The sequence below is a fragment of the Pseudomonas sp. 10S4 genome, assembly GCF_034344865.1.
Lineage (GTDB): Bacteria > Pseudomonadota > Gammaproteobacteria > Pseudomonadales > Pseudomonadaceae > Aquipseudomonas.
The window spans coordinates 1,491,924-1,518,619 of record NZ_CP133774.1; the positions used below are offsets into that span (position 1 = coordinate 1,491,924).

27 protein-coding genes and 1 pseudogene are annotated in these 26,696 nt (G+C 60.3%); 13 read left to right on the top strand and 15 right to left on the bottom strand.

Annotated elements, in window-relative coordinates; genetic code table 11:
* Nucleotides 1–76: 76 nt before the first annotated feature.
* The 6 genes from RHM58_RS07030 to RHM58_RS07055 form a co-directional block, all read right to left on the bottom strand.
* Nucleotides 77–628, bottom strand: coding sequence for a disulfide bond formation protein B (locus RHM58_RS07030; RefSeq protein WP_201198820.1), 552 nt, complete (start codon nucleotides 626–628; stop codon nucleotides 77–79).
* Between the two features lie 335 nt (nucleotides 629–963).
* Complete coding sequence (locus RHM58_RS07035; RefSeq protein WP_201198822.1) at nucleotides 964–2,202, bottom strand: heme biosynthesis protein HemY; 1,239 nt, start codon at nucleotides 2,200–2,202, stop codon at nucleotides 964–966.
* On the bottom strand, nucleotides 2,199–3,341 hold the full coding sequence (locus tag RHM58_RS07040; RefSeq protein ID WP_201198824.1) for a uroporphyrinogen-III C-methyltransferase: 1,143 nt from the start codon (nucleotides 3,339–3,341) through the stop codon (nucleotides 2,199–2,201). The genes RHM58_RS07035 and RHM58_RS07040 overlap by 4 nt, the downstream gene beginning before the upstream one ends.
* 16 nt (nucleotides 3,342–3,357) lie before the next feature.
* Nucleotides 3,358–4,125 carry a uroporphyrinogen-III synthase gene (locus RHM58_RS07045; protein ID WP_201198826.1) on the bottom strand — a complete coding sequence of 256 codons (768 nt, stop codon included), beginning with the start codon at nucleotides 4,123–4,125 and terminating at the stop codon, nucleotides 3,358–3,360.
* Nucleotides 4,122–5,063, bottom strand: a complete 942-nt coding sequence (gene hemC, locus RHM58_RS07050) for a hydroxymethylbilane synthase (protein WP_322269940.1) — start codon at nucleotides 5,061–5,063, stop codon at nucleotides 4,122–4,124. The genes RHM58_RS07045 and hemC overlap by 4 nt, the downstream gene beginning before the upstream one ends.
* Before the next feature lie 138 nt (nucleotides 5,064–5,201).
* Nucleotides 5,202–5,948, bottom strand: a complete 747-nt coding sequence (locus tag RHM58_RS07055; RefSeq protein ID WP_201198832.1) for a LytR/AlgR family response regulator transcription factor — start codon at nucleotides 5,946–5,948, stop codon at nucleotides 5,202–5,204.
* A 459-nt stretch (nucleotides 5,949–6,407) separates the two neighbouring features.
* Here RHM58_RS07055 and argH point away from each other — a divergent pair, with 459 nt between their 5' ends.
* Complete coding sequence (gene argH / locus RHM58_RS07060) at nucleotides 6,408–7,802, top strand: argininosuccinate lyase (RefSeq protein ID WP_201198833.1); 1,395 nt, start codon at nucleotides 6,408–6,410, stop codon at nucleotides 7,800–7,802.
* Nucleotides 7,803–7,931: 129 nt separating this feature from the next.
* Here argH and RHM58_RS07065 read toward each other — a convergent pair whose 3' ends face one another.
* Nucleotides 7,932–8,591: a glutathione S-transferase gene (locus tag RHM58_RS07065; RefSeq protein ID WP_201198834.1), complete on the bottom strand. Its 660-nt coding sequence runs from the start codon at nucleotides 8,589–8,591 to the stop codon at nucleotides 7,932–7,934.
* Between the two features lie 124 nt (nucleotides 8,592–8,715).
* Here RHM58_RS07065 and RHM58_RS07070 point away from each other — a divergent pair, with 124 nt between their 5' ends.
* The 3 genes from RHM58_RS07070 (at nucleotide 8,716) to RHM58_RS07080 (ending at nucleotide 12,635) form a co-directional block, all read left to right on the top strand.
* Nucleotides 8,716–9,000: a hypothetical protein gene (locus tag RHM58_RS07070; protein ID WP_007894899.1), complete on the top strand. Its 285-nt coding sequence runs from the start codon at nucleotides 8,716–8,718 to the stop codon at nucleotides 8,998–9,000.
* 360 nt (nucleotides 9,001–9,360) lie between these two features.
* Nucleotides 9,361–9,606, top strand: coding sequence for a TIGR02647 family protein (locus RHM58_RS07075; RefSeq protein ID WP_150748704.1), 246 nt, complete (start codon nucleotides 9,361–9,363; stop codon nucleotides 9,604–9,606).
* Nucleotides 9,607–9,788: 182 nt separating this feature from the next.
* A complete protein-coding gene (locus tag RHM58_RS07080; RefSeq protein WP_322269941.1) occupies nucleotides 9,789–12,635 on the top strand; it encodes a class I adenylate cyclase in 2,847 nt (948 codons plus the stop codon).
* 5 nt (nucleotides 12,636–12,640) lie between these two features.
* On the opposite strand, the gene rnk is transcribed toward RHM58_RS07080, so the two are convergent.
* The 3 genes from rnk to cyaY all read right to left on the bottom strand — a co-directional run bounded on the left by rnk (nucleotide 12,641) and on the right by cyaY (nucleotide 14,750).
* On the bottom strand, nucleotides 12,641–13,051 hold the full coding sequence (gene rnk / locus RHM58_RS07085) for a nucleoside diphosphate kinase regulator (protein ID WP_201198839.1): 411 nt from the start codon (nucleotides 13,049–13,051) through the stop codon (nucleotides 12,641–12,643).
* Nucleotides 13,052–14,197: 1,146 nt separating this feature from the next.
* Nucleotides 14,198–14,413 carry a DUF1289 domain-containing protein gene (locus RHM58_RS07090; RefSeq protein ID WP_201255707.1) on the bottom strand — a complete coding sequence of 72 codons (216 nt, stop codon included), beginning with the start codon at nucleotides 14,411–14,413 and terminating at the stop codon, nucleotides 14,198–14,200.
* Nucleotides 14,414–14,417: 4 nt separating this feature from the next.
* The gene (gene cyaY / locus RHM58_RS07095) at nucleotides 14,418–14,750 is read right to left on the bottom strand and encodes an iron donor protein CyaY (protein ID WP_208670918.1); all 333 of its coding nucleotides are present in this window, start codon (nucleotides 14,748–14,750) and stop codon (nucleotides 14,418–14,420) included.
* Between the two features lie 314 nt (nucleotides 14,751–15,064).
* Between cyaY and lptM the strand changes: the two genes are divergently transcribed.
* From lptM to RHM58_RS07125, 6 genes are read left to right on the top strand one after another with little or no spacing between them, the layout of a single operon-like run.
* Nucleotides 15,065–15,241 carry an LPS translocon maturation chaperone LptM gene (lptM, locus tag RHM58_RS07100; RefSeq protein WP_201198845.1) on the top strand — a complete coding sequence of 59 codons (177 nt, stop codon included), beginning with the start codon at nucleotides 15,065–15,067 and terminating at the stop codon, nucleotides 15,239–15,241.
* Between the two features lie 9 nt (nucleotides 15,242–15,250).
* Nucleotides 15,251–16,498 carry a diaminopimelate decarboxylase gene (lysA, locus tag RHM58_RS07105; RefSeq protein WP_201198847.1) on the top strand — a complete coding sequence of 416 codons (1,248 nt, stop codon included), beginning with the start codon at nucleotides 15,251–15,253 and terminating at the stop codon, nucleotides 16,496–16,498.
* Between the two features lie 4 nt (nucleotides 16,499–16,502).
* Complete coding sequence (dapF, locus tag RHM58_RS07110) at nucleotides 16,503–17,333, top strand: diaminopimelate epimerase (RefSeq protein ID WP_201198848.1); 831 nt, start codon at nucleotides 16,503–16,505, stop codon at nucleotides 17,331–17,333.
* A gap of 13 nt (nucleotides 17,334–17,346) precedes the next feature.
* Nucleotides 17,347–18,072 carry a DUF484 family protein gene (locus RHM58_RS07115; protein WP_201198850.1) on the top strand — a complete coding sequence of 242 codons (726 nt, stop codon included), beginning with the start codon at nucleotides 17,347–17,349 and terminating at the stop codon, nucleotides 18,070–18,072.
* A gap of 2 nt (nucleotides 18,073–18,074) precedes the next feature.
* Nucleotides 18,075–18,974, top strand: a complete 900-nt coding sequence (xerC, locus tag RHM58_RS07120) for a tyrosine recombinase XerC (protein ID WP_201198852.1) — start codon at nucleotides 18,075–18,077, stop codon at nucleotides 18,972–18,974.
* Nucleotides 18,971–19,678: an HAD family hydrolase gene (locus RHM58_RS07125; protein WP_201198854.1), complete on the top strand. Its 708-nt coding sequence runs from the start codon at nucleotides 18,971–18,973 to the stop codon at nucleotides 19,676–19,678. Before xerC ends, RHM58_RS07125 begins: the two co-directional genes overlap by 4 nt.
* A 112-nt stretch (nucleotides 19,679–19,790) precedes the next feature.
* Here RHM58_RS07125 and sutA read toward each other — a convergent pair whose 3' ends face one another.
* The 4 genes from sutA to glnK all read right to left on the bottom strand — a co-directional run bounded on the left by sutA (nucleotide 19,791) and on the right by glnK (nucleotide 22,567).
* Nucleotides 19,791–20,114 carry a transcriptional regulator SutA gene (sutA, locus tag RHM58_RS07130; RefSeq protein ID WP_201198856.1) on the bottom strand — a complete coding sequence of 108 codons (324 nt, stop codon included), beginning with the start codon at nucleotides 20,112–20,114 and terminating at the stop codon, nucleotides 19,791–19,793.
* Between the two features lie 102 nt (nucleotides 20,115–20,216).
* The gene (locus RHM58_RS07135; protein ID WP_033060691.1) at nucleotides 20,217–20,642 is read right to left on the bottom strand and encodes a secondary thiamine-phosphate synthase enzyme YjbQ; all 426 of its coding nucleotides are present in this window, start codon (nucleotides 20,640–20,642) and stop codon (nucleotides 20,217–20,219) included.
* Between the two features lie 213 nt (nucleotides 20,643–20,855).
* Entirely contained in the window at nucleotides 20,856–22,193 is a 1,338-nt protein-coding gene (locus tag RHM58_RS07140; RefSeq protein WP_322269944.1) for an ammonium transporter, read from the bottom strand.
* A gap of 35 nt (nucleotides 22,194–22,228) precedes the next feature.
* A complete protein-coding gene (glnK, locus tag RHM58_RS07145; protein WP_002555808.1) occupies nucleotides 22,229–22,567 on the bottom strand; it encodes a P-II family nitrogen regulator in 339 nt (112 codons plus the stop codon).
* Nucleotides 22,568–22,982: 415 nt separating this feature from the next.
* On the opposite strand from glnK, the gene RHM58_RS07150 reads away from it, so the two are divergent.
* Nucleotides 22,983–23,243, top strand: a complete 261-nt coding sequence (locus RHM58_RS07150) for an accessory factor UbiK family protein (RefSeq protein WP_201198860.1) — start codon at nucleotides 22,983–22,985, stop codon at nucleotides 23,241–23,243.
* A gap of 443 nt (nucleotides 23,244–23,686) precedes the next feature.
* Complete coding sequence (locus tag RHM58_RS07155; RefSeq protein ID WP_201255706.1) at nucleotides 23,687–24,214, top strand: Bro-N domain-containing protein; 528 nt, start codon at nucleotides 23,687–23,689, stop codon at nucleotides 24,212–24,214.
* A 54-nt stretch (nucleotides 24,215–24,268) separates the two neighbouring features.
* Here RHM58_RS07155 and RHM58_RS07160 read toward each other — a convergent pair.
* Nucleotides 24,269–24,573: pseudogene (locus RHM58_RS07160) on the bottom strand (HigA family addiction module antitoxin).
* A 625-nt stretch (nucleotides 24,574–25,198) separates the two neighbouring features.
* Between RHM58_RS07160 and RHM58_RS07165 the strand changes: the two are divergent.
* Nucleotides 25,199–26,692: a YifB family Mg chelatase-like AAA ATPase gene (locus tag RHM58_RS07165; protein ID WP_322269946.1), complete on the top strand. Its 1,494-nt coding sequence runs from the start codon at nucleotides 25,199–25,201 to the stop codon at nucleotides 26,690–26,692.
* Nucleotides 26,693–26,696: the final 4 nt, after the last annotated feature.

Here is a 26,696-nt window from a genome sequence, read left to right on the forward strand (position 1 = left end):
ATGACACGTGCGGGCCAGATTATGCCCGCACGACAATGGCTTCAAGGTACGCAGGAGATAAAGTTCATACAAGTGTTTAATCACCCGTCCCGGCCCGGTGCGACGACTCGCCGCTGGGCGGTCCCTGACAGGCGATCCAGACGTGGCGCAGTAACTGGTAAATCCCCAGGATCAGCATCGCGACGAAGAACAGCAGACTCCATTCGGGGATGCTCAGATCAAACAAGGTCCACGAGATCTCGGCGCAGTCGTCAGTGCCCTTGAACAGCCTTTGTACGGCGCAGCCCCAAGGCATACTCCCGAACCAAGCTTCCAGATTGGGCGAACAGAGCGAGAGTTGTTGCTGCGGATCACTCTGCAACAACACCTGCCGCCACGCCGCGACAGTCCCGCCCAGGCTGGCGGACAAACCAAGCAGCCAATAGACGAAAGAACCGAATCGTCGCGGACCATGTACCGAAGCCACCAGGTAAACAACCAGGAGCAGCGCCAGGCAACCGCGCTGCAATAAACACAGCCCGCAGGGTTTGAGCCCGACCACATATTCGAGGTAATAGGAAACGCCCAAGGCCAGGGCACCTGCGGTGAAAGCCATGAAAAACAAGGAGCGTGAGCAGGCCAAAGACATGGCTAATCCGTAACAGTAGAGACAGGCGGTTACGGTAGAGGAAAGCGCGGCAGCCTTTCAAGGCAGGCCGGCACGGACACTTCACCAGAGGTGTAGGGAATTCCCGACAGAATAGAGAGGATAAGATGCAGCCCTCGGTAGGACGTTTCCGATACAGGGCTACAAAGGTAAACATCGTGCGACTGAACACAGCACTTTGTGGAGTGGGAGCTTGCCTGTGGCGAGGGAGCTTGCTCCCGTTGGACTGCACAGCAGTCCCTTTTGAAGGCGCTTCGCACCTCAGCGGGAGCAAGCTCCCCCGCCACAGGTTTATGCCAAATCCTGAATCCTGGATGTCAGGCCCGAACAGGTACCGGCAGCGGTGCCGCCAGCAGGCGCTCGTCCAGCAGGACAAGGCCTTCCTGGAACAGTTGGTTGCTGCGCTCGGTATCGCCCAACTGTGCCAGCAACCTGGCGAGCTCCGCACAGGCTTCCGGGTTGCGCTGCAGGCGCAGGCTACTTTCCAGATAGTCCCGGGCCTTGCCCCAAAGGCTGCTTTGCAGGCACAGGCGGCCCAAGGTCAACAGCAAGCTCGGGTCGGCCGGGTGATCCTTGAGCCAGCCCTCGGCGGTTTGCAACTGCCGCGCCGGATCGCTACCGCGTACTAGTCCGTAGAGACGTGCCAGATGACTGTCAAAGTTGCGCTTGAGCGCCGCACGCAGGATTTCTTCAGCCTCGACCTGAGCGCCCAACTGGCGCAGTTGTTCAGCATAGGCCAGCACCAATTGCGGTTCCTGGCGCTGAGCATTAGTAAGCTGTTGCCAGGCGCGGGTGAGTGACTGCAACCCGACCGTCCCGTCTTCTTCACCGCGCGCTGCAAGGCTGAGGTTTTGACCCCAGGCCCGACGCTCCAGCTCAGCTAGTTCGGCGACAGGCAAGACTTTGTCCTTGCGCAGCTCCGGCAGCAGCCGAATGACTGCCGACCAGTCGCCCCGCTGCTGATGCAGGCGCTGTAGCTGACGCAAAGTCTGCACGTTGTGTGGGTGACGCTCGTGCATGGCTTCCAGCGTCGCCAGGGCGCCTTCGGTATCACCACGGTCGGTCTGCAATTGCGCGTGACTCAAGGCAATCGCCAACTCGGCCTGGGGCTGGCGCTCGAGGGCGCGCTCCAGCAGGTTGTCGCATTCCTCGTAGTGACCTTGTTCGTTGGCGGCACGTGCCGCACCGAGGTAGTACAGCAGTGGTTGACGCTCGGCTTCTGCGGCCCGGTACAGATGACGCTGGGCACTGGCCCAACGACCTTCGGCGAGGTCCAGCTGGCCATGCTCGATGGCGACTTGCACCCGGCGGCTGCGATTGCGACGGGACCACGGATTGACCACGCCGCTGGAGGTCGTCACCAACTCGATCAACGCCTTGATGCCCCAAAACACCAACCAGAGCACGGCCAGCAAGGCCAGGGTCGCCCACAGACTCGACTCGTAACGGAAGCTCTTGTAGGCGATCAGCACGTAGCCCGAGTGCTCGGCAATCGCCAACCCCAGCACCCCGGCGGCGGCGATGACCAGAAACACGATCACATAGAGGCGTTTCATGGCGTGGCCTCCTGCGCGGTGTCCGCAGCAGGTTTGGCCAGCGGCTTGATCGAGTCCTCGGCACTGACATTGCGTCGTTCAAGATAGGCCTGGACCGCACTCAACGTGCCCGTCAGGTCTGGCGTGACGACCGTAACCGGCTGCGTGCTCAACTCGCCAACCTGCTCAAGCATCACCTTGCTCTGCGGGTTGTCCGCATTGAAGTTGCCCTTGAGCACGTCCCGCGCTTCGGTCAGCGCCTGGGTATACACCGGCGCCTGACCATTGAGCGCAGCCCACTGCGCCTGCTCCAGCGCCAGACTCAAGGCCAGACGGACCTGGCTCAAACCCTGCCCGGCCAGCAAAGGACGAACATTCTTTTCAGCGTTGAAGTCAATACGGATGTAACGCGAGATCTCATCCCACCATTGCGCCCAACGACTGGCGCCATCGCCATCGGCGGTCAGGCCCAACAGCGATTCGCCACGGTCCTTGTACTCCGGCGCCAGCTCGGTGAGGTTGATCACCTGGTCTCGCAAGGCACCCAGTTTCAGGAACAACCCGGTGCGGTCCGGCTGCTCGGTGCTGCGCAAGGCCACCAGGGTCTTGGCCACTTGTTCGCGGGCGGCAAAGGCGCCGGGGTCGTTCTGTTCGCGGAGAATTTCGTCGGCGCCCTGCACCAGGGCCTGGGCGCTGCTGATGTCCTGCAATGCCGAAAGACGCAGGCTGGCCAGACGCAGCAAGTGCTCGGCCTCGGCCAGACGCCAATCCTTGCGGCTGGCGCCGAGGACGCTTTCCAGCTTTTGATTCAAGCGTTGTTGATCGCCTTGCAACTGCGTCACCAGACGACGGCGGTCTTCCAGCTCGTCGGCGGCAGGCAGTTGCTCCAGGCGTGCGGTCAGGCGCTGATCACTGAGTTTCAGGCTTTGTGCCTGATCGCTCAAGGCCTGGACCTGGCTCAACTGCGCTTGAGTATTGGCTTGCAGGTGACGTACCTGCCAGACACCCCAACCGCCCACGGCGACCCCAGCGGCACCCAACAACAGTGCGACGATTGCCAGGCCATTGCCTCGGCGCTGCACAGCAGCAGGTGGTGGTGTTTCAACAGGTGCATCGAGCACCGGCTGGACGTCATCTTTAGGCAAGGCTGTTTCGCTCACGTATCCATCCTTTGCATTAGAGAACGGGTACGGGTTGCTCCCGTAACGCCGTCAGCAAAGCCGCGGCGTTCGCGCCACGACAATCCACAACTGTTTGAGCCCCGGCGGCACGTGCCAGCTCGGCGACTCTTGGGCTTGGAACAAACAACGGCAACCGCGCCAACCGTGGCCAGGCATCGCCGGCCAATTGGTGCAGGTGCTCGAAACCCTGTCCACTGCTGACCACCAGTCCGTTCAAGCGTTCCGCTTCGATCCGGTCCGGCAACGCAGCCGTCGCATAGTGCGGCAAGCCGCGACGATACAACTCCAGATAATCGACACTAGCACCAAGCTCGCGTAAACGCTCAGCCAGCAACTCGCGCCCGCCCTCCCCGCGCATGATCAACACTCGCGGATCGGGCCGGGCGATAGCCTCGCGCAACTCGGGAAGTTCAAGCAAGGCTTCGCTGTCATCGCCCTCGGCCGGGAAACTTACATCCAGGCCGGAAGCCTCTAGGATTTGAGCCGTCGCAACGCCCACGCTGAACCACTTCAACTTCGGTGGCTGCGGCCAACACTGGCCGAGCAGATCGATGCCGATTCTGGCGGCCGGCTTGCTGACCACAATCACCGCACAGTAGCGATCCAGACCCGCTATCACTGCGCGCATTGTGTCAGAGGGCGCAATCGGCTCTATCTCCAAAAGCGGCAGACAACTGCTGAAAACCCCCTGCTCGGCCAACACGCTGCTCAGCGCCGCCGACTCATCTGCGGGGCGCGTCAGCAGCAGACGCCAGCCGGTCACTCGTGACCTGCCTCGCCGTAGACCGCTTTCAGAATGTCGCCGGCGCCCTGGCTCAGCAGATCTTCGGCGACCTGCACACCCAGCGATTCAGCTTCACTGCGCGGCGCACGGGCCTCGGCGTTAAGCAGCAGGCCACCGCTTGGATCGCCCACCAGCCCACGCAACCAGATTTGATCGCCTTCAAGCACGGCGTAGCAGGCAATCGGTACCTGGCAGCCACCATTCAGATGTTTGTTCAGGGCACGTTCGGCCGTGACGCGGGTGGCGGTGTCCTGGTGATGCAGGGGCGCCAGCAAGGCGTGGATTTCGCTATCGACGCTACGGCATTCGATACCGACCGCGCCTTGGCCACCGGCAGGCAGGCTGTCGTCGACGCTGATGGCCGAGGTGATGCGATCTTCGAAACCCAGGCGAATCAAACCGGCGGCGGCGAGGATGATGGCGTCGTATTCGCCGGCGTCGAGCTTGGCCAGACGCGTGTTGACGTTACCGCGCAGGAAACGTATTTCCAGGTCCGGACGGCGGGTCAGCAACTGGGCCTGACGGCGTAAGCTGGAGGTGCCGACGATGCTGCCCTGAGGCAACTCATCCAGGCTGGCGTAGGTGTTGGAAACGAAGGCATCGCGCGGGTCTTCGCGCTCGCAGATGCAGAACAGACCGAGGCCTTCGGGGAAGTCCATCGGCACGTCTTTCATTGAGTGCACGGCGATGTCGGCTTCGTTTTCCAGCAGCGCGGTTTCCAGTTCCTTGACGAACAGGCCTTTGCCGCCGATTTTCGACAGTGGCGAGTCGAGCAGCTTGTCGCCGCGACTGACCATGGGCACCAGCGTTACCTGCAAGCCCGGATGGGCTTCTTCCAGGCGAGCTTTAACGTATTCGGCCTGCCATAGGGCCAGCGCACTTTTACGGGTGGCGATGCGGATTTCGCGAGAGGACATGGATCAATCCGTACTGAATAGATACGGCGGATAATAACAGCTCAGTCAAATCCACTTTGACTTGTATCAGGAACTGCACGGCCTCCCTGGCCTTCAACATCCGGCAATTGGGTGTGAAATCCGCCTGTGAATGGCGGATTAAAGCTGCTGCATCATTTTGCGCACGCCGGCCACGTGACGGCGGCTGACAATCAGCGCGTCGCCGTTCAGGCCTTTGAGAAACAGCTGGAAATGCCCCAACGGCGTGCGTTGCAGGCGCTCGATACGTTCGCGGGCAACCAGGGCGTTGCGGTGGATCCGCACGAAACGGTCGCCGAATTCGTCTTCAAGAGCCTTGAGCGGTTCATCCAGCAGCACTTCGCCGCCTTCGTGGCGCAAGGTCACGTACTTGTGGTCAGCAATGAAATAGACCACCTGCCCCAATGGGATCAGCTCGATGCCTTTGCGGGTGCGGGCACTGATGTGACTGCGCGGGCCGCTACCTGTTTCGGCAGCCGGGCGAGTCAGGGCGGCAAGCTGGACACGATTGGGGCGCTCGGCCTTCTTCAAGGCCTCGAGCAATTGCTCGGCGCGCACCGGCTTGACCAGATAACCGACACCGCTGGCCTGCAAGGCCTCCACGGCGAATTCATCGGGACCGGTGCAAAACACCACAGCTGGCGGTGTTTCGCGCTCGCACAATCGTGCAGCCACTTGCAGACCATCAAGGCCCGGCATGCGGACATCGAGCAGCACGATATCCGGCTTGTGGCTGTCGATCAGCGCCAACGCCTCTTCGCCGTTCGTGGCGCCGGGCTCCATGACACTGTATCCCTCGAGTTCGCCGACCATTCGGCTCAGGCGCTCGCGGGCTAGGGGTTCGTCATCAACGATCAGGACATTCATATTGCGCTGGATTCCTGCGTGAGTCTCGCACAAGGATAGCGTAGACAGGTGAAGTGACATCCGTCACCGCGATCCACGCTAAGACTGGCGCGAGGGCCAAAAAGTGCCGCGAGACCGGCGGCTAAATTTTCATCTGCCGGGCGATTGGCGGCCCGGGCCCGCGTTGGCGAGGCATCGCCGTAGGGTTTGCTGATACACAATACGAACACCCCCTCTTCTTATAGTCAGCCACAGCGTAGAGAAGTGCGCTGTTCCTACTGTCCAACTGTAGACGGTTGCCGGCGCGATATTGCTCAAATGAAAAATATCGTTGCGCAATTCCCTCCAGTGTTGCCCCGAGTATGGCCCTGCACATGAGAAAAAACGTATCGACCAGTGTCAGCGACAGGATTGGCAACCCTGTTATTATCCGCCACAGCGTTCAACGCCAACTTTCTTCAAGCCGATACGAGCGAATTCATGAGCACTGACAAGACCAATCAGTCCTGGGGCGGCCGCTTCAGTGAACCCGTCGACGCCTTCGTCGCCCGCTTCACCGCCTCCGTCACTTTCGACCAGCGCCTGTATCGCCACGACATCATGGGCTCGATCGCCCACGCCACCATGCTGGCCAAGGTCGGCGTGCTGACCGATGCCGAGCGCGACAGCATCACCGATGGCCTGAAGACCATCCAGGGTGAAATCGAGGCCGGCCAGTTCGACTGGCGCATCGACCTCGAAGACGTACACATGAACATCGAGGCGCGCCTGACCGACCGCATCGGCGTGACCGGTAAAAAGCTGCACACCGGCCGTAGCCGCAACGACCAGGTCGCCACCGACATCCGCCTGTGGCTGCGTGACGAGATCGACCTGATCCTGGCCGAAATCACTCGCCTGCAAAAAGGCTTGCTGGAGCAGGCCGAGCGCGAAGCCGGCAGCATCATGCCGGGCTTCACCCACCTGCAAACCGCGCAGCCGGTGACCTTCGGGCACCACATGCTGGCCTGGTTCGAAATGCTCAGCCGCGACTACGAGCGTCTGGTGGACTGCCGCAAGCGCACCAACCGCATGCCGTTGGGCAGCGCCGCGCTGGCCGGCACTACTTACCCGATCGACCGTGAGTTCACCGCGCAGTTGCTGGGCTTCGACGCTGTCGGCGGCAACTCCCTGGACAACGTCTCCGATCGCGACTTCGCCATCGAGTTCTGCTCCGCCGCGAGCATCGCGATGATGCACTTGTCGCGTTTCTCCGAAGAGCTGGTGCTGTGGACCAGCGCGCAATTCCAGTTCATCGATCTGCCGGACCGCTTCTGCACCGGCAGCTCGATCATGCCGCAAAAGAAAAACCCGGACGTGCCGGAGCTGGTTCGCGGCAAGACGGGTCGCGTATTCGGTGCACTGATGGGTCTGCTGACCCTGATGAAAGGCCAGCCATTGGCCTACAACAAGGACAACCAGGAAGATAAAGAGCCGCTGTTCGACGCCGCCGACACCCTGCGCGACTCGCTGCGAGCCTTTGCCGACATGATCCCGGCGATCAAACCCAAGCACGCAATCATGCGCGAAGCGGCGCTGCGCGGCTTCTCCACCGCCACTGACCTGGCGGATTACCTGGTGCGCCGCGGCCTGCCGTTCCGTGACTGCCACGAAATCGTTGGCCATGCGGTGAAGTACGGCGTGGAAAGCGGCAAGGACCTGGCGGAAATGAGCCTGGAAGAGCTGCGCAAGTTCAGCGACCAGATCGATCAGGACGTGTTTGCCGTGCTGACCCTGGAAGGCTCGGTGAATGCCCGTGACCATATCGGCGGCACTGCGCCGGCGCAGGTCAAGAAAGCAGTGGTTCGCGGCCAGGCGTTGTTAGCTAGCCGTTAAACCGCCAAAAGCTTCGCGAGCAAGCCCGCTCCCACATTAGTTCGGTGGTGAACACACATGCTGTGTACACCAGATCCAATGTGGGAGCGGGCTTGCCCGCGAATGCATTCTTGAAGACGCTACAAAAACCTACTTCTTGGACGCGACCATCGCCAAAAACCCTGGCATCGCCGCATCCTTGTCCGCTGCAATCCGCTGTACATGCGGGTTCTGCTCCAGACGCTCCAGCAGCGCCTTGGCCGCCGGTATCTCGGCCAACAGATCAATACCGAACAGCTTCTGCCCGACCGCACAGGCCAGCGGCACGCTGTAGAGGAAATACAAATCCGCAATGCTCAGGCTCTCACCTGCCACGTAAGGGGCGAACTTGGCGTGCCTGCCCAGCGAAGCGAAGCCCAGCAGCAACTCGGCCTTGGTCTTGTCCTTGATCGCCTCAGGCACGGTCATGCCGAAAAACGCTTCGGGATAACAGGCGCGGCCCGGCAATTCGATGTACAGCTCGATTTCCTTGGCCAGCGCCAGCACTCGCGACCGCTCAAAGGGATCGCTCGGCAGCAGCGGCGTGCCTTTCTGGCTTTGTTCGAGGTACTCGAGGATCACACTGGTTTCGTTGACGAAGCCCTGTTCGACGCCCAGCACCGGAATCTTCCCGCGCGGGCTTATAAGCAGCGCCTCAGGGCTCGGTCCCGGGTAAAACAGGACTTCTTCAAACGGCAGTCCCTTCTCCAGCAGCGCCAGCTTCACCATGTTGTAGTAGTTGCTGACGGAAAATCCATAAAGCTTGAGCATCACATAGCCTCCAGGCCGTGCGGGGTTGGCAGGTGCCTTTTATAGAACGCTCAAGCGTTTCTTGCCAGCAGCATCACAGCGTTGAATGCAGGTAAACTGCCCGCCTTAACTTGAGGAGCCTGCCATGAGCGAGCCAACTGATATCGAGATCGACGAAGAAGAGTTCGCCGAGAACACTTTGATCGAAGCGATTGAAAACCAGATCGAAAGCGACAACCCGCCAGCCGCCAAGGCAACCTTCAACAAGCTGACCCTGGTGGGTTACGAGCGTGAAGAAATCCTCAACCTGATGGCCCACGTGCTGGCAGTGGAAATCGACGCGATCCTCGAAGAAGACCGCGCGTTCAATACCGAATGGTACGAAACCGCCCTGCGCGCCCTGCCAGAGCTGCCGCCAGAGAAGAAGTAAGCCCTAACTTGTCGGCGGGGCTTTTGTGGCGAGGGGCTTGCCCCCGTTGGGTCGCGTAGCGGCCCAGCTCTTTGCGACTGCTGCGCAGCCGAACGGGGGCAAGCCCCCTCGCCACAGGCAAGCTCCTTTGCCACAAAAGCCCAGTCTTCACCACACACGCCTGCACATACACAAATTGTCACCCTTCATTCCTGCCTTCCCCCAGACCCTGACTACACTCGTAACCACCCCGCCGCCACACCACCCGCCGGGGAATGCTTCCCGAGGCGAAAAAACCCTGCTGCCAGCACTGGACATGCCGCACGAGTGGGCTCACCTTAGGGGCGCTGTCGTCTAATTCCTAGAAAGTCTGGAGTCCTTATGTCGCTTACCCCTGAGTTGGTTGCCGAACTGGAAATCCTCGCCCTCTTCAACCTGGATAGTTCCCAGGAAGGTTTGAAAATCCATCAGACCGCTGCCCCGAAAGCGATTGCCGCCGCCCAACGCCTGTATGAGAAAGACCTGATCGACCAGCCCGATGGCGGTTACCTGACCAGCCTGGGTCGTGACGCCGCGCAAAATATACAAACCGTCCTGACCATTCTGAGCGTCCAGGAAACAGCCTAAGCACCACCGCATCGCCCACGGAAACCCCTTCCACGGGATTTCCGCGGGCATTCTGTCGCCTCGCGATAGAGATCTGACGCCAGAAACACAAATTCAGCTTAAAAGTCCCGGGGCCGAGGCGCTAAACTGCCCGTCATCCGTAGTCCCCCACGTCCGAGCCTCGCGAGCCGGTTTGAGCTGACATGACCCGCACCCATGAAATTCGCCCCGATCTGGACGAGGGAATCGACCGCAAGGTTCTCAGCCAGCTGCGCGCACGTTTTCTGAAGCTTAATGAAGGCCGCATGGCCAGGGCCATGGAAGGGTTGTCGACGCGCCAGCAAGGGGTCTTGACCTTGCTGCCGCTGTTTTTCCACGTCAATCATCCGCTGTTGCCGGGCTACGTTTCCGGCAGCACGCCGGCCGGGCTGTCGAACTACGAACCCGACAACAATGTGCTCGCCGAAGCCCAACGGCTGACCCGTTCGTTTTCCTACAAGCCACGCCACGGCAGCAATCCACCACGGCCGATTCACGGGCTGTTTTTGATGGGCAGCCTCGGCACCCTCGCCCAGGCCGATCAAAGTGACATGGACGTGTGGGTTTGCCACGCCCCGGACTTGAGCGAAAACGAACTCGCCGAGCTGCGCAAGAAATGCCAGTTACTCGAAGTCTGGGCCGCCAGCCAGGGTGCCGAGGCGCATTTCTTCCTGATCGACCCGACCCGCTTCGTGCGCGGCGAACGGGATACTCAACTGAGTTCGGAAGACTGCGGCACCACCCAGCACTATTTGCTGCTGGACGAGTTCTATCGCACCGCAATCTGGCTGGCCGGGCGCACACCGATCTGGTGGCTGGTGCCGGTCTACGAAGAGGCCGGTTACGACCAGTACACCCACACGCTGATTTCCAAGCGCTTCATCCGCGCTGACGAAACCCTGGACCTCGGGCATCTGGCGCACATTCCGCCAGGGGAATTCATCGGCGCCGGGCTGTGGCAGTTGTTCAAGGGCATCGAGTCGCCCTACAAGTCGGTGCTCAAGCTGCTGTTGACCGAGGTTTACGCCAGCGAGCACCCAAAGGTCCATTGCCTGAGCCTGCGTTTCAAACAGGCCGTATTTGCCAATCGGCTGGACCTCGATGAGCTAGACCCGTACATCGTGGTCTACCGGCGCATCGAGGAATACCTGACTGCCCGTGGCGAGCCCGAACGCCTGGAACTGGTACGCCGCGCGCTATACCTGAAGGTCAATCGCAAGCTGACCGGCAGCAGCAGTCGCACCGCAAGTTGGCAGCGTTCACTATTGGAACGCCTGGCCAACGAATGGCATTGGGATCAACGGCAGCTGGCGCTGCTCGACAGTCGCAGTCAGTGGAAAGTCCGTCAGGTCAGTGCCGAGCGCCGAGCCCTGGTCAATGAACTGAATTACAGCTACCGCTTCCTGACCCAATTCGCCCGCGCCGAGCAAACCGTCAGCCTGATTAACAAGCGCGACCTCAATGTGCTCGGCCGAAGGCTGTACGCAGCGTTCGAGCGCAAGGCCGACAAGGTCGAATTCATTAACCCGGGCATCGCCCCGGACCTGGCCGAAGACACCCTGACGCTGGTGCAGGCGCCGAACAAAAAAGAACCCGGGCAAACCCAATGGGGTTTGTACAACGGCAGCCTGACCGCCCATGAGTGGGAACATTTCGCGCCGATCAAACGCAGCCGCCAATTGCTCGAACTGTTGACCTGGTGCCACCGCAACGGCGTGATCGACAGCAGCACCCGCCTGGCCTTGCACCCCGGCAGCAGCGATTTGAGCGAGTTCGAACTGTTCAACCTGCTCGGCAGCCTGCAACAGACCATCGCCCTGCCCCTGACCACCGTTGCCGAAGAACCGCTGTTGCGTCCCAGCGTGCCCAGCGAAGTGCTGATTCTGGTGAACGTCGGCGTCGATCCGCTCAAGCATCATCGCGATCTGAACATCCTGATGACCACCGAGCGCACCGACTCCCTGAGTTACGCGGGCGTGCGGGAGAACCTGGTGCTGACCCTCGATCAGGTCACCCTCAACAGTTGGAACGAAGTGCTGGTCAGTCGCTATGACGGCCCTCACGCCCTGCTCGACTGCCTGCGCGACTACCTCAACAACCTGCCCAAAGGGCCACAGCAGCCGCGCTTGCGGGTCCGCTGTTTCTGCCACAACCGCGCGCAGTTCATCGCCCAGCGCGTCGAAGCCATCATCGACACCGCGCAAAACCTGCTGTTGAGCAAACTCAATCATCGCTACCTGTTTCAGGTCCAGCAGCATTACCACGTGCTGGAACTGGTGCCCGGCCAGGTCAACCACGTCGCCCTCGCTACCCTGCCGGCGCTGTTCGACTACCTTGGCGAAGAGCTGGCGAGCTACAGCCCGCTGCACCTGGACCCGATGGCCCTCGAAGAACAAGACCTCGCGCTGCTGCTGCCGATGGGTCAGCCCGAGTGCATTCAGGTGTTCTACCGGATCAACGAGCAGCAGGCCGATCTGTACGTGCTGGATGAATTCAATGCGTTATGGCAGCAGCGCCTGCCCTATCACGACGAACAAAGCCTGTTGGTGCCGCTGCAACGCTTCCTGCAATCGATCCTGTATCGCCGCGACGCTTTGCTGCCGATGGACGCCGCCCAGCCGCTAAGCCTCGACACGCTGTATTACCAACTATTGCCGTCCGGCCCCGGCCGGGCACGGCGGGTTGAAACCCGGCCAGCGCCGCAAACCCCGGTCAACAAACCGTTCTATGACGTCCAGGCAATCATCGGCAAAGCCGCACCGGGGCAGGTGCAGGTCACGCTGTATTGCAATCAACGGGAGTTTTCGGAGTTGGAGTATGGCGATCAGTTGTTCAGCGTGGTCGCCCGGGAGATCATCAACCAGCGCCGCGAGACTGAACGCTACCGCTGCTACATCACCGACCTGGACCTGACAGGCCTGCTCGGTGATGGGCAGAGTTCAAGCAATCTGTATCTACGCTACAAGGCCGACCTGGAGCGCGCCTTGAACGAAGCGCTCGAGCAGGTCTAAGTCTTTTAGAATGAGCAGTCGCCGCCATTGGCTGGCTGCGATTCAACTTCCAGCAGCGTCAGTTTCAGGGTCTTGCCACCCGGTGCGGGCCAGTCAATGTGCTGACCGACTTTCAGGCCGAGCAAGGCACTGCCCACCGGCGCCAGAATGGAAATCTTGCCTTCGTCGGCATTGGCATCCTTGGGATAAACCAGCGTCAGGTGATAGTCCTTGCCACTGATTTCTTCGCGGCAATGCACGCGCGAATTCATGGTCACGACATCAGCGGGCACTTCATCGTGACCGACCAGTGTATCGGCGCGATCCAGCTCGGTTTGCAGCGCGATAACGCCCGGCAGCGAGTCATCCAGGCTGTCGATCAGGCGCTCCAGACGTTGCACGTCCAGACGGGTAAGGGTGATAGAAGGTACGGTCATGATCCAGGCAGACTCCTTTCTTCTGCACAAAAAAGCAAAACCCCGCCAGAAAAAGGCGGGGTTTTCACGGGCCTCGATGGGTTGAGGCGTTTCCGGACACTATCACAGCTCAATAAATATACAAGCCGGCACCGGACGGCCTGCGCAATCCCCCTTCGCATTACCTGCAGAGGGAATGGCGTACAGCCAAAAGGGATTGGTTGGCTGTCAGGTCGCCATCGCGAGCAGGCTCGCTCCCACAATTGGACCGAGTGCATCGGGGAGAGATTGGTTGGCTGTCAGGCCGCCATCGCAGGCAAGCCAGCTCCCACAATTGGACCGAGTACATCCGAGGGAGATTGGTTGGCTGTTAGGCCGCCATCGCAGGCAAGCCAGCTCCCACAATTGGACCGAGTACATCCGAGGGAGATTGGTTGGCTGTTAGGCCGCCATCGCAGGCAAGCCAGCTCCCACAATTGGACCGAGTACATCCGAGGGAGATTGGTTGGCTGTCAGGTCGCCATCGCGAGCAAGCTCAGCTCCTACAATTGGACCGAGTACATCCGAGGGAGATTGGTTGGCTGTCAGGCCGCCATCGCAGGCAAGCCAGCTCCCACAATTTGGATTGAGTGCATCAGGGAGAGGTTGGTCGGCTGACAGGCCGCCTTCGCGAGCAAGCTCAGGTCCTACAATTGGGTCGGGGGCATCACGGAGAGATTGGTCGGCTGGCAGGCCGCCTTCGCGGGCAAGCCTCGCTCCTGTAGGGTTGGGTGTACGCCACCCGCTTTTTACCACTCATTAGGCCGAGCGTTAGCTCGCCTGCTCTTGATCTTGCTCTGCCCGCCCCTTCGGGAGGCTGAGTGGAGGTGTTCATCTGGGGGGTGGGCGCGTAGCGCCGTGCGGCGAAGCCGCACACATCGAGAGGAGGTCGAAGCGAAGCCGACCGGAGGCGATGCCCCCAGATGAATACCGAAACGAAGGCACGCCGAGCCTAAGCGAGGGGCCGGACGCTCGGGGCGAGCCTTTTTTGCTTACTTTTTTTGGCGTTTGAAAAAAAGTGAGTCGCCGTAAGGGCGAAACCGCCAGCCCCCATCACCGCAGAAACGGATATGTACTCAATCACCCAAAGCATGGTCGGCCCGAAGGCCGCCAAGACCAGCCCGGACGCTAAAGACGCTGGCGGTCAGCAGCCTGGGCACAAATAACCCGCCGCCGATCATCATCAGCCGAGCGCCACTCACGGATGTCTTCAACATGGCGAAAACACCCCAGGCAAACCTTCTGCTCATCCAACCGACACACCCCGCTGCACGGCGAAGGCACCGCCGCGCTGACATTACTGTAAAGCGGCTTGGGCGGACGAACAGATGCAGGCTGAGTCACAGTTTCACAGACCTTCGAAATCGAATTCTGCGCCAGCTTGCTGCTTGACGATGCGCTCAAGCATCTCACCCAACTGCTCTTCGCTCTTGTCACACATCCAGCGCTCGCTCTCTTCGTCATAGTCGAAGTGGAACCCGCCGGACACCGCCGCCAGCCACAGCTGACGCAACGGCTCCTGACGGCTGAAGATCAACTGGCTGCCGTTTTCGAACTTGACGGTAAGAACACCGGCCGAGCTCTCCAGATCAATATCCAGGTCACTCTCGTCGAAAATATCCTCCAGCATCTGCTGGGTGGTATCGACCAGGTCGTGGAAACGGGCTTCGGTCAAACTCATTGCAGGAACCTCAAAAAGTGTCTGATCACGCTCAAGCGCCGCAAGATACGGGCGAGCCCCGGTGATTGCAAAGGATAACGACCAAGGGCGATCACGAAACCTGTGGGAGCGAGCTTGCTCGCGAAGAGGCCATCATATTCAACATCAATGGTGCCTGACACTACGCCATCGCGAGCAAGCTCGCTCCCACATGGGCTGCGCTTGGCCGACCTGCATCGGCACAAGCCCCGCCGGACGGGAGCCGCGTTACATAGGCAAGCTGCCGGGTGGCCGGTATACTCCGGCGCAATTAACGCATTTTCAAGGATTTCGCCATGAAGCGCCTGATCTCTTCCCTTGCCGCGCTCGTTGCGGTTGCCTGCTTAGTGTCGGCCTGTGGTCAAAAAGGCCCGTTGTATCTGCCCGATGACAACCAGGACCCAGCCGAGCAGGCCAAGTCGTCGCAACAGACCCCTGCATCCAAAGCACACAAGCACGACGTCTACCAATAAGGGAACGCCATGGACGCTTTTAACTACCGTGACGGTGAGCTGTTCGCGGAAGGCGTGGCCCTGTCCGCCATCGCCGAACGCTTTGGCACACCGACCTACGTCTACTCCCGCGCCCACATCGAAGCCCAGTATCTGGCGTATGCCGATGCGCTGGCCGGCGTGCCGCACCTGGTGTGCTTTGCAGTCAAGGCCAACTCCAACCTGGGTGTACTGAATGTCCTGGCCCGTCTCGGCGCCGGTTTTGACATCGTCTCCCGTGGCGAACTGGAACGCGTACTGGCCGCTGGCGGCAGCGCCGACAAGATCGTGTTCTCCGGTGTCGGCAAGACCCGTGAAGACATGCGTCGCGCCCTGGAAGTCGGCGTGCATTGCTTCAACGTCGAGTCCACCGATGAGCTGGAACGCCTGCAAGTGGTTGCCGCCGAGCTGGGCGTTCGTGCTCCGATCTCGCTGCGCGTGAACCCGGACGTCGATGCCGGCACCCACCCGTACATTTCCACCGGTCTTAAAGAGAACAAGTTCGGCATCGCCATTGCCGATGCCGAAGACGTGTACATCCGTGCCGCACAACTGCCTAACCTGGAAGTGCTCGGCGTCGATTGCCACATCGGCTCGCAACTGACCAGCCTGCCACCGTTCCTCGACGCGCTCGATCGCCTGCTGGGCTTGATCGATCGTCTGGGCGAATGCGGCATTTACCTGCGTCATATCGACCTCGGCGGCGGCGTCGGCGTGCGTTATCGCGATGAAGAGCCGCCGCTGGTGGCCGACTACATCAAAGCCGTGCGCGAGCGCTGCGAAGGTCGCGAGCTGGCCCTGGTGTTCGAGCCGGGCCGCTACATCGTTGCCAACGCCGGCGTGCTGCTGACCCAGGTCGAGTACCTCAAGCACACCGAACACAAAGACTTCGCCATCGTCGATGCGGCCATGAACGACCTGATCCGCCCGGCGCTGTACCAGGCCTGGATGGACGTCACCGCCGTGCGCCCGCGCGACACCGCGGCTCGTGCCTATGACATCGTCGGCCCAATCTGCGAAACCGGCGATTTCCTGGCCAAGGATCGTCAGTTGGCCCTGGAAGAAGGCGACCTGTTGGCCGTGCATTCGGCCGGTGCCTACGGGTTTGTCATGAGCTCCAACTACAACACCCGCGGGCGTACCGCCGAAGTGTTGGTGGACGGTGATCAGGCATTTGAAGTGCGTCGCCGTGAGACGGTAGCCGAGTTGTTTGCTGGCGAAAGCCTGCTGCCGGAGTAAAACCATGCTGCTGCGTTTTACCAAGATGCACGGCCTGGGCAATGACTTCATGGTCCTCGACCTGGTCAGCCAGCACGCGCACATCCTGCCAAAGCACGCCAAGCAATGGGGCGATCGGCACACCGGCATCGGTTTCGACCAGTTGCTGATCGTCGAAGCGCCGAGCAACCCGGACGTGGACTTCCGTTATCGGATCTTCAACTCCGACGGTTCCGAAGTGGAGCAGTGCGGCAACGGTGCTCGCTGCTTCGCCCGCTTCGTGCTCGACAAGCGCCTGACCGCCAAACGGCAGATTCGTGTCGAGACTAAAAGCGGCATCATCGAACTGGATATCCGCAGCGACGGCCAGATCAGCGTCGACATGGGCGCACCGCGCCTGGTACCGGCCGACATCCCGTTTGAAGCCGAGGGTCAGGCTTTGAGCTATCAGCTCGAAGTCGACGGCACCACGGTCGAACTGGCGGCGGTGTCCATGGGCAATCCCCATGCGGTGCTGCGGGTCAACGACATCAACAATGCACCGGTGCATGAACTGGGACCGAAAATCGAAAACCATCCGCGCTTTCCGTCGCGGGTCAATGTAGGTTTTCTCCAGGTCATCGACCGGAACCGTGCGCAGCTGCGTGTCTGGGAACGCGGGACCGGGGAAACCCAGGCTTGCGGCACCGGCGCCTGCGCTGCTGCAGTGGCCGCGATCAGCCAGGGGTGGATGGATTCGCCGCTATTGATCGACCTGCCCGGCGGGCGCCTGTCCATTGAATGGGCAGGCCCTGGCCAACCGGTCATGATGACCGGCCCGGCAGTACGCGTATATGAAGGACAAGTGCGTCTTTGAGAGAGCCAAATCCATGAAAGATAAGCCTCAGGTTCCCGCCCTACAGCCCGACGAATCCCCTTCCGAAAGCCTTGAGGCGGCGGCGATTGCCGCGTACCTGGAGGCTCATCCGGATTTCTTCATCGAGCACGAAGAACTGCTTCCGGCCCTGCGTATTCCCCACCAGCGCGGCGATACCATCTCGCTGGTGGAACGCCAGATGACCATCCTGCGCGACCGCAACATTGAGCTGCGCCACCGCCTCTCGCACCTGATGGACGTGGCCCGCGACAACGACCGCCTCTTCGAAAAAACCCGCCGCCTGATTCTCGCGCTGATGGATGCCACCAGCCTCGAAGACGTGGTGATCGGCGTCGAAGACAGCCTGCGCCAGGACTTCCAGGTGCCCTTCGTCAGCCTGATCCTGCTGGGCGACAACCCGATGCCGGTCGGTCGATGGGCCACCCACGCCGAAGCGCAAGTGGCCATCGGCGGCCTGCTCTCGGAAGACAAAAGCGTCAGCGGCAGCCTGCGCGAGCACGAACTGGACTTCCTATTTGGCGAAGAACAACGCAAGCAGATTGGCTCCACCGCCGTCGTCGCCATCAGCTATCAAGGTATTCACGGCGTCCTGGCCATCGCCAGCCGTGATCCGCAGCACTACAAGAGCTCGGTCGGCACGCTGTTCCTGAGCTACATCGCCGAAGTCATGGGCCGCGTGCTGCCACGGGTCAACAACTCCCTACGCTCGGTACGCTGATCGTGGAACGACAACTGGACGCTTACTGCGAACACCTGCGCAGTGAGCGTCAGGTGTCGCCTCACACGCTATATGCCTACCGCCGCGACCTCGACAAAGTGCTGGGCTGGTGCGTCAAACAGAATATCGGTAGCTGGGCCGCGCTGGATATTCAGCGATTGCGCAGCCTGATTGCTCGCCTGCATTCCCAGGGTCAATCCTCCCGCAGCCTGGCACGACTGCTGTCGGCGGTGCGCGGGCTCTATCACTACCTGAATCGCGAAGGCCTGTGCGATCACGACCCGGCCAATGGCCTGGCGCCGCCCAAGGGTGAACGTCGCTTGCCGAAAACTCTCGACACTGACCGTGCGCTGCAACTGCTGGAAGGCGCGGTCGAGGATGATTTTCTGGCACGTCGGGATCAAGCGATTCTGGAGCTGTTCTATTCCTCTGGCCTGCGGCTGTCGGAGCTGACCGGGCTTAACCTCGATCAGTTGGATCTGGCCGACGGCATGGTTCAGGTGCTCGGCAAGGGCAGCAAGACTCGGCTGCTGCCGGTCGGCAAAAAGGCTCGCGAAGCGCTGGAGCTTTGGCTGCCGTTGCGCGCCATGACCAATCCGGCCGACGACGCAGTATTTGTCAGCCAGCAAGGCCGGCGCCTCGGCCCACGGGCGATTCAGGTGCGGGTCAAGGCTGCAGGCGAGCGTGAGCTGGGACAAAACCTGCACCCCCACATGCTGCGTCACTCCTTCGCCAGCCACTTGCTTGAATCCTCTCAGGATCTGCGCGCCGTGCAAGAATTGCTCGGCCACTCGGACATCAAGACCACCCAGATTTACACCCACCTGGACTTCCAGCACCTGGCAACGGTCTACGACAGTGCCCATCCGCGGGCCAAACGCATTAAAGGCGATGAGTCATGAGAATCCAACTGATCACCTTCGACCTCGACGACACCCTGTGGGACACCGCCCCGGTGATCGTCAGTGCCGAAGCTACCTTGCGTGAATGGCTGACCGAACATGCGCCGAAGCTGGGCGCTGTGCCGGTGGAGCATTTGTGGGCCATTCGTGAACGGGTACTGATCAACGATCCGAGCCTCAAACATCGCATCAGCGCCCTGCGTCGGCATGTGTTGTTTCATGCGCTGGAAGAGGCCGGTTACGACCATGGCCAGGCTTCAGACCTGGCGGATCAGAGTTTCGAAGTGTTTCTGCATGCACGGCACCAGATCCAGGTGTTCCCCGAGGTCGAGCCGACCCTGGAAATCCTGGCCAACCATTACGCCCTCGGCGTGGTCACCAATGGCAACGCTGATGTAAGCCGGTTGGGGCTCGCGGATTACTTCAAGTTTGCGTTGTGCGCCGAAGACATCGGCATCGCCAAACCCGATGCGCGACTGTTTCACGAAGCCTTGCAGCGTGGTGGTGCGACGGCCGATACGGCGGTGCACATTGGCGATCATCCGGGCGATGACATTGCTGGCGCCCAACAGGCAGGGTTGCGTGCGATCTGGTTCAACCCGACAGGCAAAGCCTGGGAAGCGGATCGCCTGCCGGATGCGGAGATTCGCAGCCTGACCGATTTGCCGGCGGTCTTGGCACGGTGGAACGCAGCCTCGGCCTGACACAAACCCCGTGGGAGCAAAGCTTGCCCGCGAAGCTTTTCGACCCTTTGTCCTCACCCATGAAAAAGCCCGCAGCGACGGCGGGCTTTTTCGGCAAGCAAGTAGCAGGCGCTTAGATAGGCCGGCTGCCGTACTTGTTGTCAGGCTTCTTGGGCGGATCGGCGACCACATTGGCCTCCACTTCCTGCACCTTGCCACCTTTGGCAAGGAACTCTTCCATGGCCTTGGCCAGGGCATCGCGCTCCTTGTTTTTGGCTTCGACGCTCGGCAGCTCATCGACTGACACAGCAGCCTTGGCCTTGCCTTTAGCGGTCGGAGCCGGCGCATCACCGCCGTCGTCGTCAGCAACGTCTTCCGCCGCTGCTTCCAAACCTTCTTCGGCCTCGTCTTCGTCACCTACTTCGAGGTCGTCGTTTTCCAGATCATCGTCGCTCATGTTCTACCTCATGACTTGCGAAAAGCAGATTAGTTATAGCCCAGCTTCGCCATCTGTCGAAGGCGGCCGGGGAAAATTCTACAACCGCTGGCTACCAGCGGTTTATGCCCCTTCACCGTGCACGGTGGCGAGGACTTTACGGGCACCGCCAAAATCACGGTGCTCGCCCAGATAAACGCCTTGCCAGGTCCCCAACGCCAGTCGGCCTGCCGAAATCGGCAAACTGAGCTGACAGCCAAGCACGCTGGCCTTGAAGTGCGCCGGGAGGTCGTCCAGGCCTTCGTCGTTATGCTCATAGCCGTCTGTGCCTTGTGGGATCAGACGATTGAAAAATCGTTCGAAGTCGCGACGTACCGCCGGATCGGCGTTCTCGTTGATGGTCAACGACGCCGAGGTATGCTGCAGCCACAAATGCAACAGACCGACCCGGCACGCCTTGAGTTCAGGCAGGCCGGCGAGTAACTCGTCCGTTACCAGATGAAAGCCCCGGGGCCTTGCCCGCAGGGTAATCAGAGTCTGTTGCCACATACAGTTCTCCGCACGTTCGGGGCGCATTCTAGCGCGCTCTGGGAAAAAACAAAGGCCCTAATATTCCTGCAATGCTGTAAGTCTTTCGCCCCAGAAAAACGCCCGGCGTAAACACGACTTAAGCCGTAGGAAAAAACCTTTCAGCTACGTCTTTAATGACAAATCCTGGACAAAAAAATGCCCGGCAAGCCGGGCAAGTTTTTTGAGCGCGTCTTACAAGTTGTAGCCGCGTTCGTTGTGTTGTGCCAGGTCGAGGCCAACCGATTCTTCTTCATCGGTCACACGCAGACCCATGACGGCGTCCAGGACCTTGAGGATGATGAAGGTGACGATCGCGGTGTAGATCACCGTGAAGCCCACGCCTTTGGTTTGAATCCAGACTTGTGCGGCGATGTCGGTGACGGTGCCGAAGCCACCCAGGGACGGTGCAGCGAACACACCGGTCAGGATCGCGCCGAGGATACCGCCGATACCGTGCACGCCGAAGGCGTCCAGGGAGTCGTCATAGCCAAGTTTGCGTTTCAAGGTAGTGGCGCAGAAGAAGCACACCACGCCAGCCGCCAGGCCGATGATCAGCGAGCCCATTGGGCCCACGGTGCCGGCAGCCGGAGTAATGGCTACCAGACCGGCAACCACACCCGAGGCGATGCCCAGTGCACTTGGTTTGCCGTGGGTGATCCACTCGGCGAACATCCAGCCCAGTGCAGCGGCAGCAGTAGCGATTTGAGTGACCAGCATCGCCATACCGGCGGTGCCGTTGGCCGCAGCAGCGGAGCCGGCGTTGAAGCCGAACCAGCCGAACCACAACATCGCCGCGCCCATCAGGGTGTAACCGAGGTTATGCGGTGCCATCGGGGTGGTCGGGAAGCCTTTACGCTTGCCCAGTACCAGGCAGGCAATCAGGCCAGCCACACCGGCGTTGATGTGAACCACGGTGCCGCCCGCGAAGTCGAGCACGCCCCAGTCGCCCAACAGCGAACCCGGACCGCTCCAGACCATGTGCGCGATTGGCGCGTAAACCAGGGTGAACCAGACGCCCATGAAGATCAGCATCGCGGAGAACTTCATCCGCTCAGCGAACGCACCGACGATCAGCGCCGGGGTGATGATCGCAAAGGTCATCTGATAAGTAACAAATACTGCCTCTGGGAACAGCGCCGTCGGGCCAGTAATGCTGGCAGGCGTGATGCCCGCGAGGAAGGCCTTGGCAAAGCTGCCGACAAAGGAGTTGAGGTTGACGACGTTGACTTCCATCCCCGTGGTATCGAACGCCATGCTGTAGCCATAAATGAACCACAGGATGGTGATCAGACCGGTAATGGCGAAGCACTGCATCATCACGGAAAGAATGTTTTTGGACCGAACCATGCCGCCGTAGAACAGCGCGAGGCCAGGAATGGTCATGAACAGCACAAGGGCAGTCGAGGTCAACATCCAGGCGGTATCGCCGGAATTGAGGACTGGAGGCGCCACCGGATCTGCCGCCATAGCCAGGCCGGGCATTACGATGGACAACAGGGCTCCTAGCCCTGCGAATTTACGCAGAGTCATATTGTTTTCTCCTGGGGCGTTGGGGTTGTGGCGGCTTAGATTGCGTCGGTATCGGTTTCGCCGGTACGGATGCGAATCGCCTGTTCCAGATTGACCACGAAGATCTTGCCGTCACCAATCTTGCCGGTGTTGGCTGCCTTGGTTATCGCCTCGATAACCCGGTCAAGATCCTTGTCGTCAATGGCGACATCAATCTTCACCTTGGGCAGAAAATCGACCACGTACTCCGCGCCGCGATACAGCTCGGTGTGACCCTTCTGCCGACCGAAGCCTTTGACCTCAGTAACGGTAATGCCCTGCACGCCGATCTCGGACAACGACTCGCGTACATCGTCCAGTTTGAACGGCTTGATGATGGCAGTGACTAGCTTCATGAAAACTCTCTCCCGAATTGGTGGACTTGCCCCAGGAAAACAAACCCGACTCAAGTCTAAGCGCAGTGCCTGGCTTTGTAACGCATCGTCGGCCCAACCTGCCCGTCCGACGCCAGCTAACCACTCCGTGCGAAACTTCCCCGTTTCACGTGGCGCACTGCATTCGTCACAGCGACTGCATCAGTGCATGGGTCACTAGCGACTAAGCAGAAAGCTTGCCATCTCGCCAAAACCCACTGAATTCAGTCCCTTGGTCGCTGCTGCAAGCCGCTTCTCACAAACGCCGATGACATAACGCACAACAACAGTGCGCTGCCGTCCGTCCGCCTGCGCGAAAAGCGTGCATCCTTGGCTGCGGATTTGACTATAGACACTGCGTGATACACTGCCCGCCATTGTTTCCAGGACCTTTCCCATGCTCGCGCCCAAAGACTTCCTCGACGCCCTGAGCGGCACCGCCTCCCGCCTCTTCAGCGGCGAAACCCCGCTGCCGAAAAGCGAAATCGAAAGCCAGTTCAAGGCTTTGTTGCAAAGCGGCTTCAGCAAGCTGGATCTGGTGAGCCGGGAAGAGTTTGATAGCCAGATGGTTGTACTTGCACGCACTCGGGCACGGCTGGAAAGCCTTGAGGCGAAGGTCGCGGAGATGGAAGCGAAGCTCAATCCACCTGCCGAGTAACCCATCTGACAATGCGTTCCCCTGTAGGAGCGAGGCTTGCCCGCGAATAGCGACACCTCGGTCTCCCAGCCCTCCCACACGGGACGGACCACCCCCGTAGGAGCTGCCGAAGGCTGCGATCTTTTGATCTCCCGCCCCGCCACAATCTCGGCAACGTCCTACAAAGATCAGTACCGCCGTCCGATAGCGTCGCAAAGCCCCGACTCCTAAGCTCACCCGATGCTGAATGTTCAGCACTGGGTTTGGCGACCTGGAAGCTTAAGGCGTACGACGACCATCGACGGCGGGTTCACTTCCGCCACATCGAGTCATGGCGGCTGTGCGTGGGAGACCTTCGGGTCTGCCGGGTTCCTTTTGCTCCGGTTCGCCAACCCGCGTACAGCTGCCACCCAATCGTTTGGCGACGATTGACGGCAGCCCCTTTAGCAAAAGGAGTTGTATCAATGAATAGTGACGACACGTATCTGACACCACACACCTTCACCCGCCACAAACTTCACCTGCACGCCCTCCTCCTCGAAAACCAACCCTGGTTCAGCGCCCGCGACCTCGGCCGCCTCCTGCGCCTCTACCTCGACGAACGCGCCGTGCGCAAACTCGACCCCGACCAATACCAAACCCTGATAATGCTCAGCCACGGCACCGTCGAAAGCACCCTGCTGATCAGCGAATCCGGCGTCTACGCACTACTGATCTACCACTACTGCCCCGAATACCGAAGCCTGCGCGAATGGCTGACCCACGACGTAGTGCCCGTCCTCAGGGACGCGCAACAACCCACCTCAACCGAACGCCCGATTTTGAGCCTGCTGAACTGGCCAGAGATGTCATTGAGCTTGCTGCACTGGAATAACCAACCGTGGATTCGGCTGCAGGATGTTCCGCACATGCTACCAGAGGGTGAACGGCCGCAGCGCGCAGGGAATGCGCCGTGGTGGAAGCGTGCTTCGCGAATGCTCCAAGCATTCTGAACGACAAAGAAAAACCCCACGTTTATAACGTGGGGTTAGTTCAGAAGCAGAGGATCAGGCACAGTGCGGAAGGCGCTCAACCTGATCCCTGATCGCAGCCCCTCGCTCAATTTCGGCCGTACGCAAATCGTAAGTCGATGCAGGTTCAGCCAAAACTCAGGGGTCGTGTCCAGGCAGATAGATAGCCTGAGCGCCATGTCAGCACTGACGCCTCGACGTTGAAGCACGATGTCATTCACCGTCGGCGTCGAAACGCTCAATGCTCGGGCCAAGGCTGCCGCCGTAAGGTTCAGAGGCTCCAGGTATTCCTCTTTAAGGATCTCGCCAGGGTGAACCGGACGCATACCATTCTTAGTCATTACTCACCATTGCCACCAGCCATCGATTACGTATCTTCAGCGTTGAGCGACAGCACCTACCAGAAACATGAAGCGCCTAACTTTCATGCATTTCAAAAACCGCCCCAGCCGAAGCCGGGGCGGTTTCCGCCGGGTCAATCCTTACAACGGATCATTCCAGCGGTCCCGCAGAAACTCGTACAGGCGAAAAGCCCATAGCGCGTTCCTAACGAGGCTCCATATATGTTTAAGAAACTTAGACATACTTTGGCCCTCCTTGCGTGAGGCCAAACCTCCAGTGCGCTTTCCGGTGTACGCGCACCTTTGGGAATACAGGTGGGTGTTTCCATTGAGGAAGCGCGGGCCTTGGCCTCACCAAAGCCTGCAAATAAAAAACCGCCTCCTCAAGGCGGTTTTTTTCGCCTTCGATTCAGCTTTCACCGCCGTCCTTCATCTCTCTAGGCAACGTCCTACAACAACCTCATCCCACGACTGATTACGTCGGCAACTCGACTCCCTTACGCTTCCCCCACCAGAAAAACACTCGCAACATCCTGCGAAGGTTTGGCACCTACGCCGCCGCACGACCCGGCTACCCTTCAAAAAACCGCAGGAAGCGGTTCCCGTAGAAGCTCAAGGAACGACCATGTCCCTCTCCATCGTCCATAGCCGCGCCCAGATAGGCGTGGATGCGCCCGCCGTTACCGTAGAAGTGCACCTGGCCAATGGTTTGCCGTCACTGACGATGGTCGGTTTACCGGAAGCCGCGGTGAAGGAAAGCAAGGACCGGGTGCGCAGCGCGATCATCAATTCGGGGCTGCAATTTCCGGCGCGGCGGATCACGTTGAATCTCGCCCCGGCGGATTTGCCGAAGGACGGCGGACGGTTCGATCTGGCAATTGCCTTGGGGATTCTCTCGGCCAGTGTTCAGGTGCCGACGCTGACGCTGGATGATGTGGAATGTCTGGGGGAATTAGCGCTTTCAGGCGCAGTGCGGGCTGTTCGTGGCGTGTTGCCGGCAGCGTTGGCGGCGCGCAAAGCCGGGCGCACGCTGGTGGTGCCACGAGCGAACGCCGAAGAGGCGTGCCTCGCGTCGGGGTTGAAGGTGATCGCGGTGGATCATTTGCTTCAGGCAGTGGCGCACTTCAATGGGCACACGCCGATTGAGCCTTATGTATCCAATGGTTTGCTGTACGCCAGCATGCCCTACCCTGACTTGAATGAGGTGCAGGGCCAACTGTCCGCCAAGCGTGCGCTGCTGATTGCGGCGGCGGGCGCGCATAACTTGTTGTTCAGCGGGCCGCCAGGAACGGGGAAAACCCTACTGGCCAGTCGTTTGCCTGGGCTGCTACCGCCATTGGCCGAGAATGAAGCACTGGAAGTCGCGGCGATTCAGTCGGTCGCCAGTTGCGTGCAGCTAAGTCATTGGCCGCAGCGACCCTTTCGTCAGCCCCACCACTCGGCATCAGGCCCGGCACTGGTCGGTGGCGGCTCACGACCGCAACCCGGCGAAATCACCCTCGCCCACCACGGCGTGCTGTTTCTGGACGAACTCCCGGAGTTTGATCGCAAGGTGCTGGAGGTTTTGCGGGAGCCACTGGAGTCCGGCCACATCGTTATATCCCGCGCCAAGGACCGCGTACGCTTTCCGGCGCGCTTCCAATTGGTGGCCGCGATGAACCCCTGCCCCTGTGGATATCTTGGCGAGCCGAGCGGCAGATGCAGCTGTTCACCGGACATGGTCCAGCGCTACCGCAACAAACTGTCGGGGCCACTGCTGGATCGCATCGATTTGCACCTGACCGTCGCTCGGGAAGCGACTGCATTGAATCCTGCTCCCAAACCTGGCGACGACACGGCAACCGCGGCAGCACTGGTTGCCGACGCAAGAGAACGGCAACACAAACGCCAGGGCTGCGCCAATGCATTCCTTGATCTTCCGGGCCTGCGCATGCACTGCAAGTTATCCACAACCGATGAAAGCTGGCTGGAATCCGCTTGTGAACGACTGACATTGTCACTACGAGCAGCCCACCGATTGCTCAAAGTAGCCCGAACCCTGGCGGACCTTGAGCAAGTCGATGGCATTAGCCGCGAGCATCTGGCGGAAGCGCTGCAATACCGACCAACAGCGAGCTGACCGT

Bases quoted from the DNA above. Each gene is read 5' to 3' on its own strand.
- RHM58_RS07030 (WP_201198820.1), bottom strand. From the start codon at position 628: ATGTCTTTGGCCTGCTCACGCTCCTTGTTTTTCATGGCTTTCACCGCA.
- RHM58_RS07035 (WP_201198822.1), bottom strand. From the start codon at position 2,202: ATGAAACGCCTCTATGTGATCGTGTTTCTGGTCATCGCCGCCGCCGGG.
- hemC (WP_322269940.1), bottom strand. From the start codon at position 5,063: ATGTCCTCTCGCGAAATCCGCATCGCCACCCGTAAAAGTGCGCTGGCC.
- RHM58_RS07055 (WP_201198832.1), bottom strand. From the start codon at position 5,948: ATGAATGTCCTGATCGTTGATGACGAACCCCTAGCCCGCGAGCGCCTG.
- argH (WP_201198833.1), top strand. From the start codon at position 6,408: ATGAGCACTGACAAGACCAATCAGTCCTGGGGCGGCCGCTTCAGTGAA.
- RHM58_RS07065 (WP_201198834.1), bottom strand. From the start codon at position 8,591: ATGCTCAAGCTTTATGGATTTTCCGTCAGCAACTACTACAACATGGTG.
- RHM58_RS07070 (WP_007894899.1), top strand. From the start codon at position 8,716: ATGAGCGAGCCAACTGATATCGAGATCGACGAAGAAGAGTTCGCCGAG.
- RHM58_RS07075 (WP_150748704.1), top strand. From the start codon at position 9,361: ATGTCGCTTACCCCTGAGTTGGTTGCCGAACTGGAAATCCTCGCCCTC.
- RHM58_RS07080 (WP_322269941.1), top strand. From the start codon at position 9,789: ATGACCCGCACCCATGAAATTCGCCCCGATCTGGACGAGGGAATCGAC.
- rnk (WP_201198839.1), bottom strand. From the start codon at position 13,051: ATGACCGTACCTTCTATCACCCTTACCCGTCTGGACGTGCAACGTCTG.
- cyaY (WP_208670918.1), bottom strand. From the start codon at position 14,750: ATGAGTTTGACCGAAGCCCGTTTCCACGACCTGGTCGATACCACCCAG.
- lptM (WP_201198845.1), top strand. From the start codon at position 15,065: ATGAAGCGCCTGATCTCTTCCCTTGCCGCGCTCGTTGCGGTTGCCTGC.
- lysA (WP_201198847.1), top strand. From the start codon at position 15,251: ATGGACGCTTTTAACTACCGTGACGGTGAGCTGTTCGCGGAAGGCGTG.
- dapF (WP_201198848.1), top strand. From the start codon at position 16,503: ATGCTGCTGCGTTTTACCAAGATGCACGGCCTGGGCAATGACTTCATG.
- RHM58_RS07115 (WP_201198850.1), top strand. From the start codon at position 17,347: ATGAAAGATAAGCCTCAGGTTCCCGCCCTACAGCCCGACGAATCCCCT.
- RHM58_RS07125 (WP_201198854.1), top strand. From the start codon at position 18,971: ATGAGAATCCAACTGATCACCTTCGACCTCGACGACACCCTGTGGGAC.
- sutA (WP_201198856.1), bottom strand. From the start codon at position 20,114: ATGAGCGACGATGATCTGGAAAACGACGACCTCGAAGTAGGTGACGAA.
- RHM58_RS07135 (WP_033060691.1), bottom strand. From the start codon at position 20,642: ATGTGGCAACAGACTCTGATTACCCTGCGGGCAAGGCCCCGGGGCTTT.
- RHM58_RS07140 (WP_322269944.1), bottom strand. From the start codon at position 22,193: ATGACTCTGCGTAAATTCGCAGGGCTAGGAGCCCTGTTGTCCATCGTA.
- glnK (WP_002555808.1), bottom strand. From the start codon at position 22,567: ATGAAGCTAGTCACTGCCATCATCAAGCCGTTCAAACTGGACGATGTA.
- RHM58_RS07150 (WP_201198860.1), top strand. From the start codon at position 22,983: ATGCTCGCGCCCAAAGACTTCCTCGACGCCCTGAGCGGCACCGCCTCC.
- RHM58_RS07155 (WP_201255706.1), top strand. From the start codon at position 23,687: ATGAATAGTGACGACACGTATCTGACACCACACACCTTCACCCGCCAC.
- RHM58_RS07165 (WP_322269946.1), top strand. From the start codon at position 25,199: ATGTCCCTCTCCATCGTCCATAGCCGCGCCCAGATAGGCGTGGATGCG.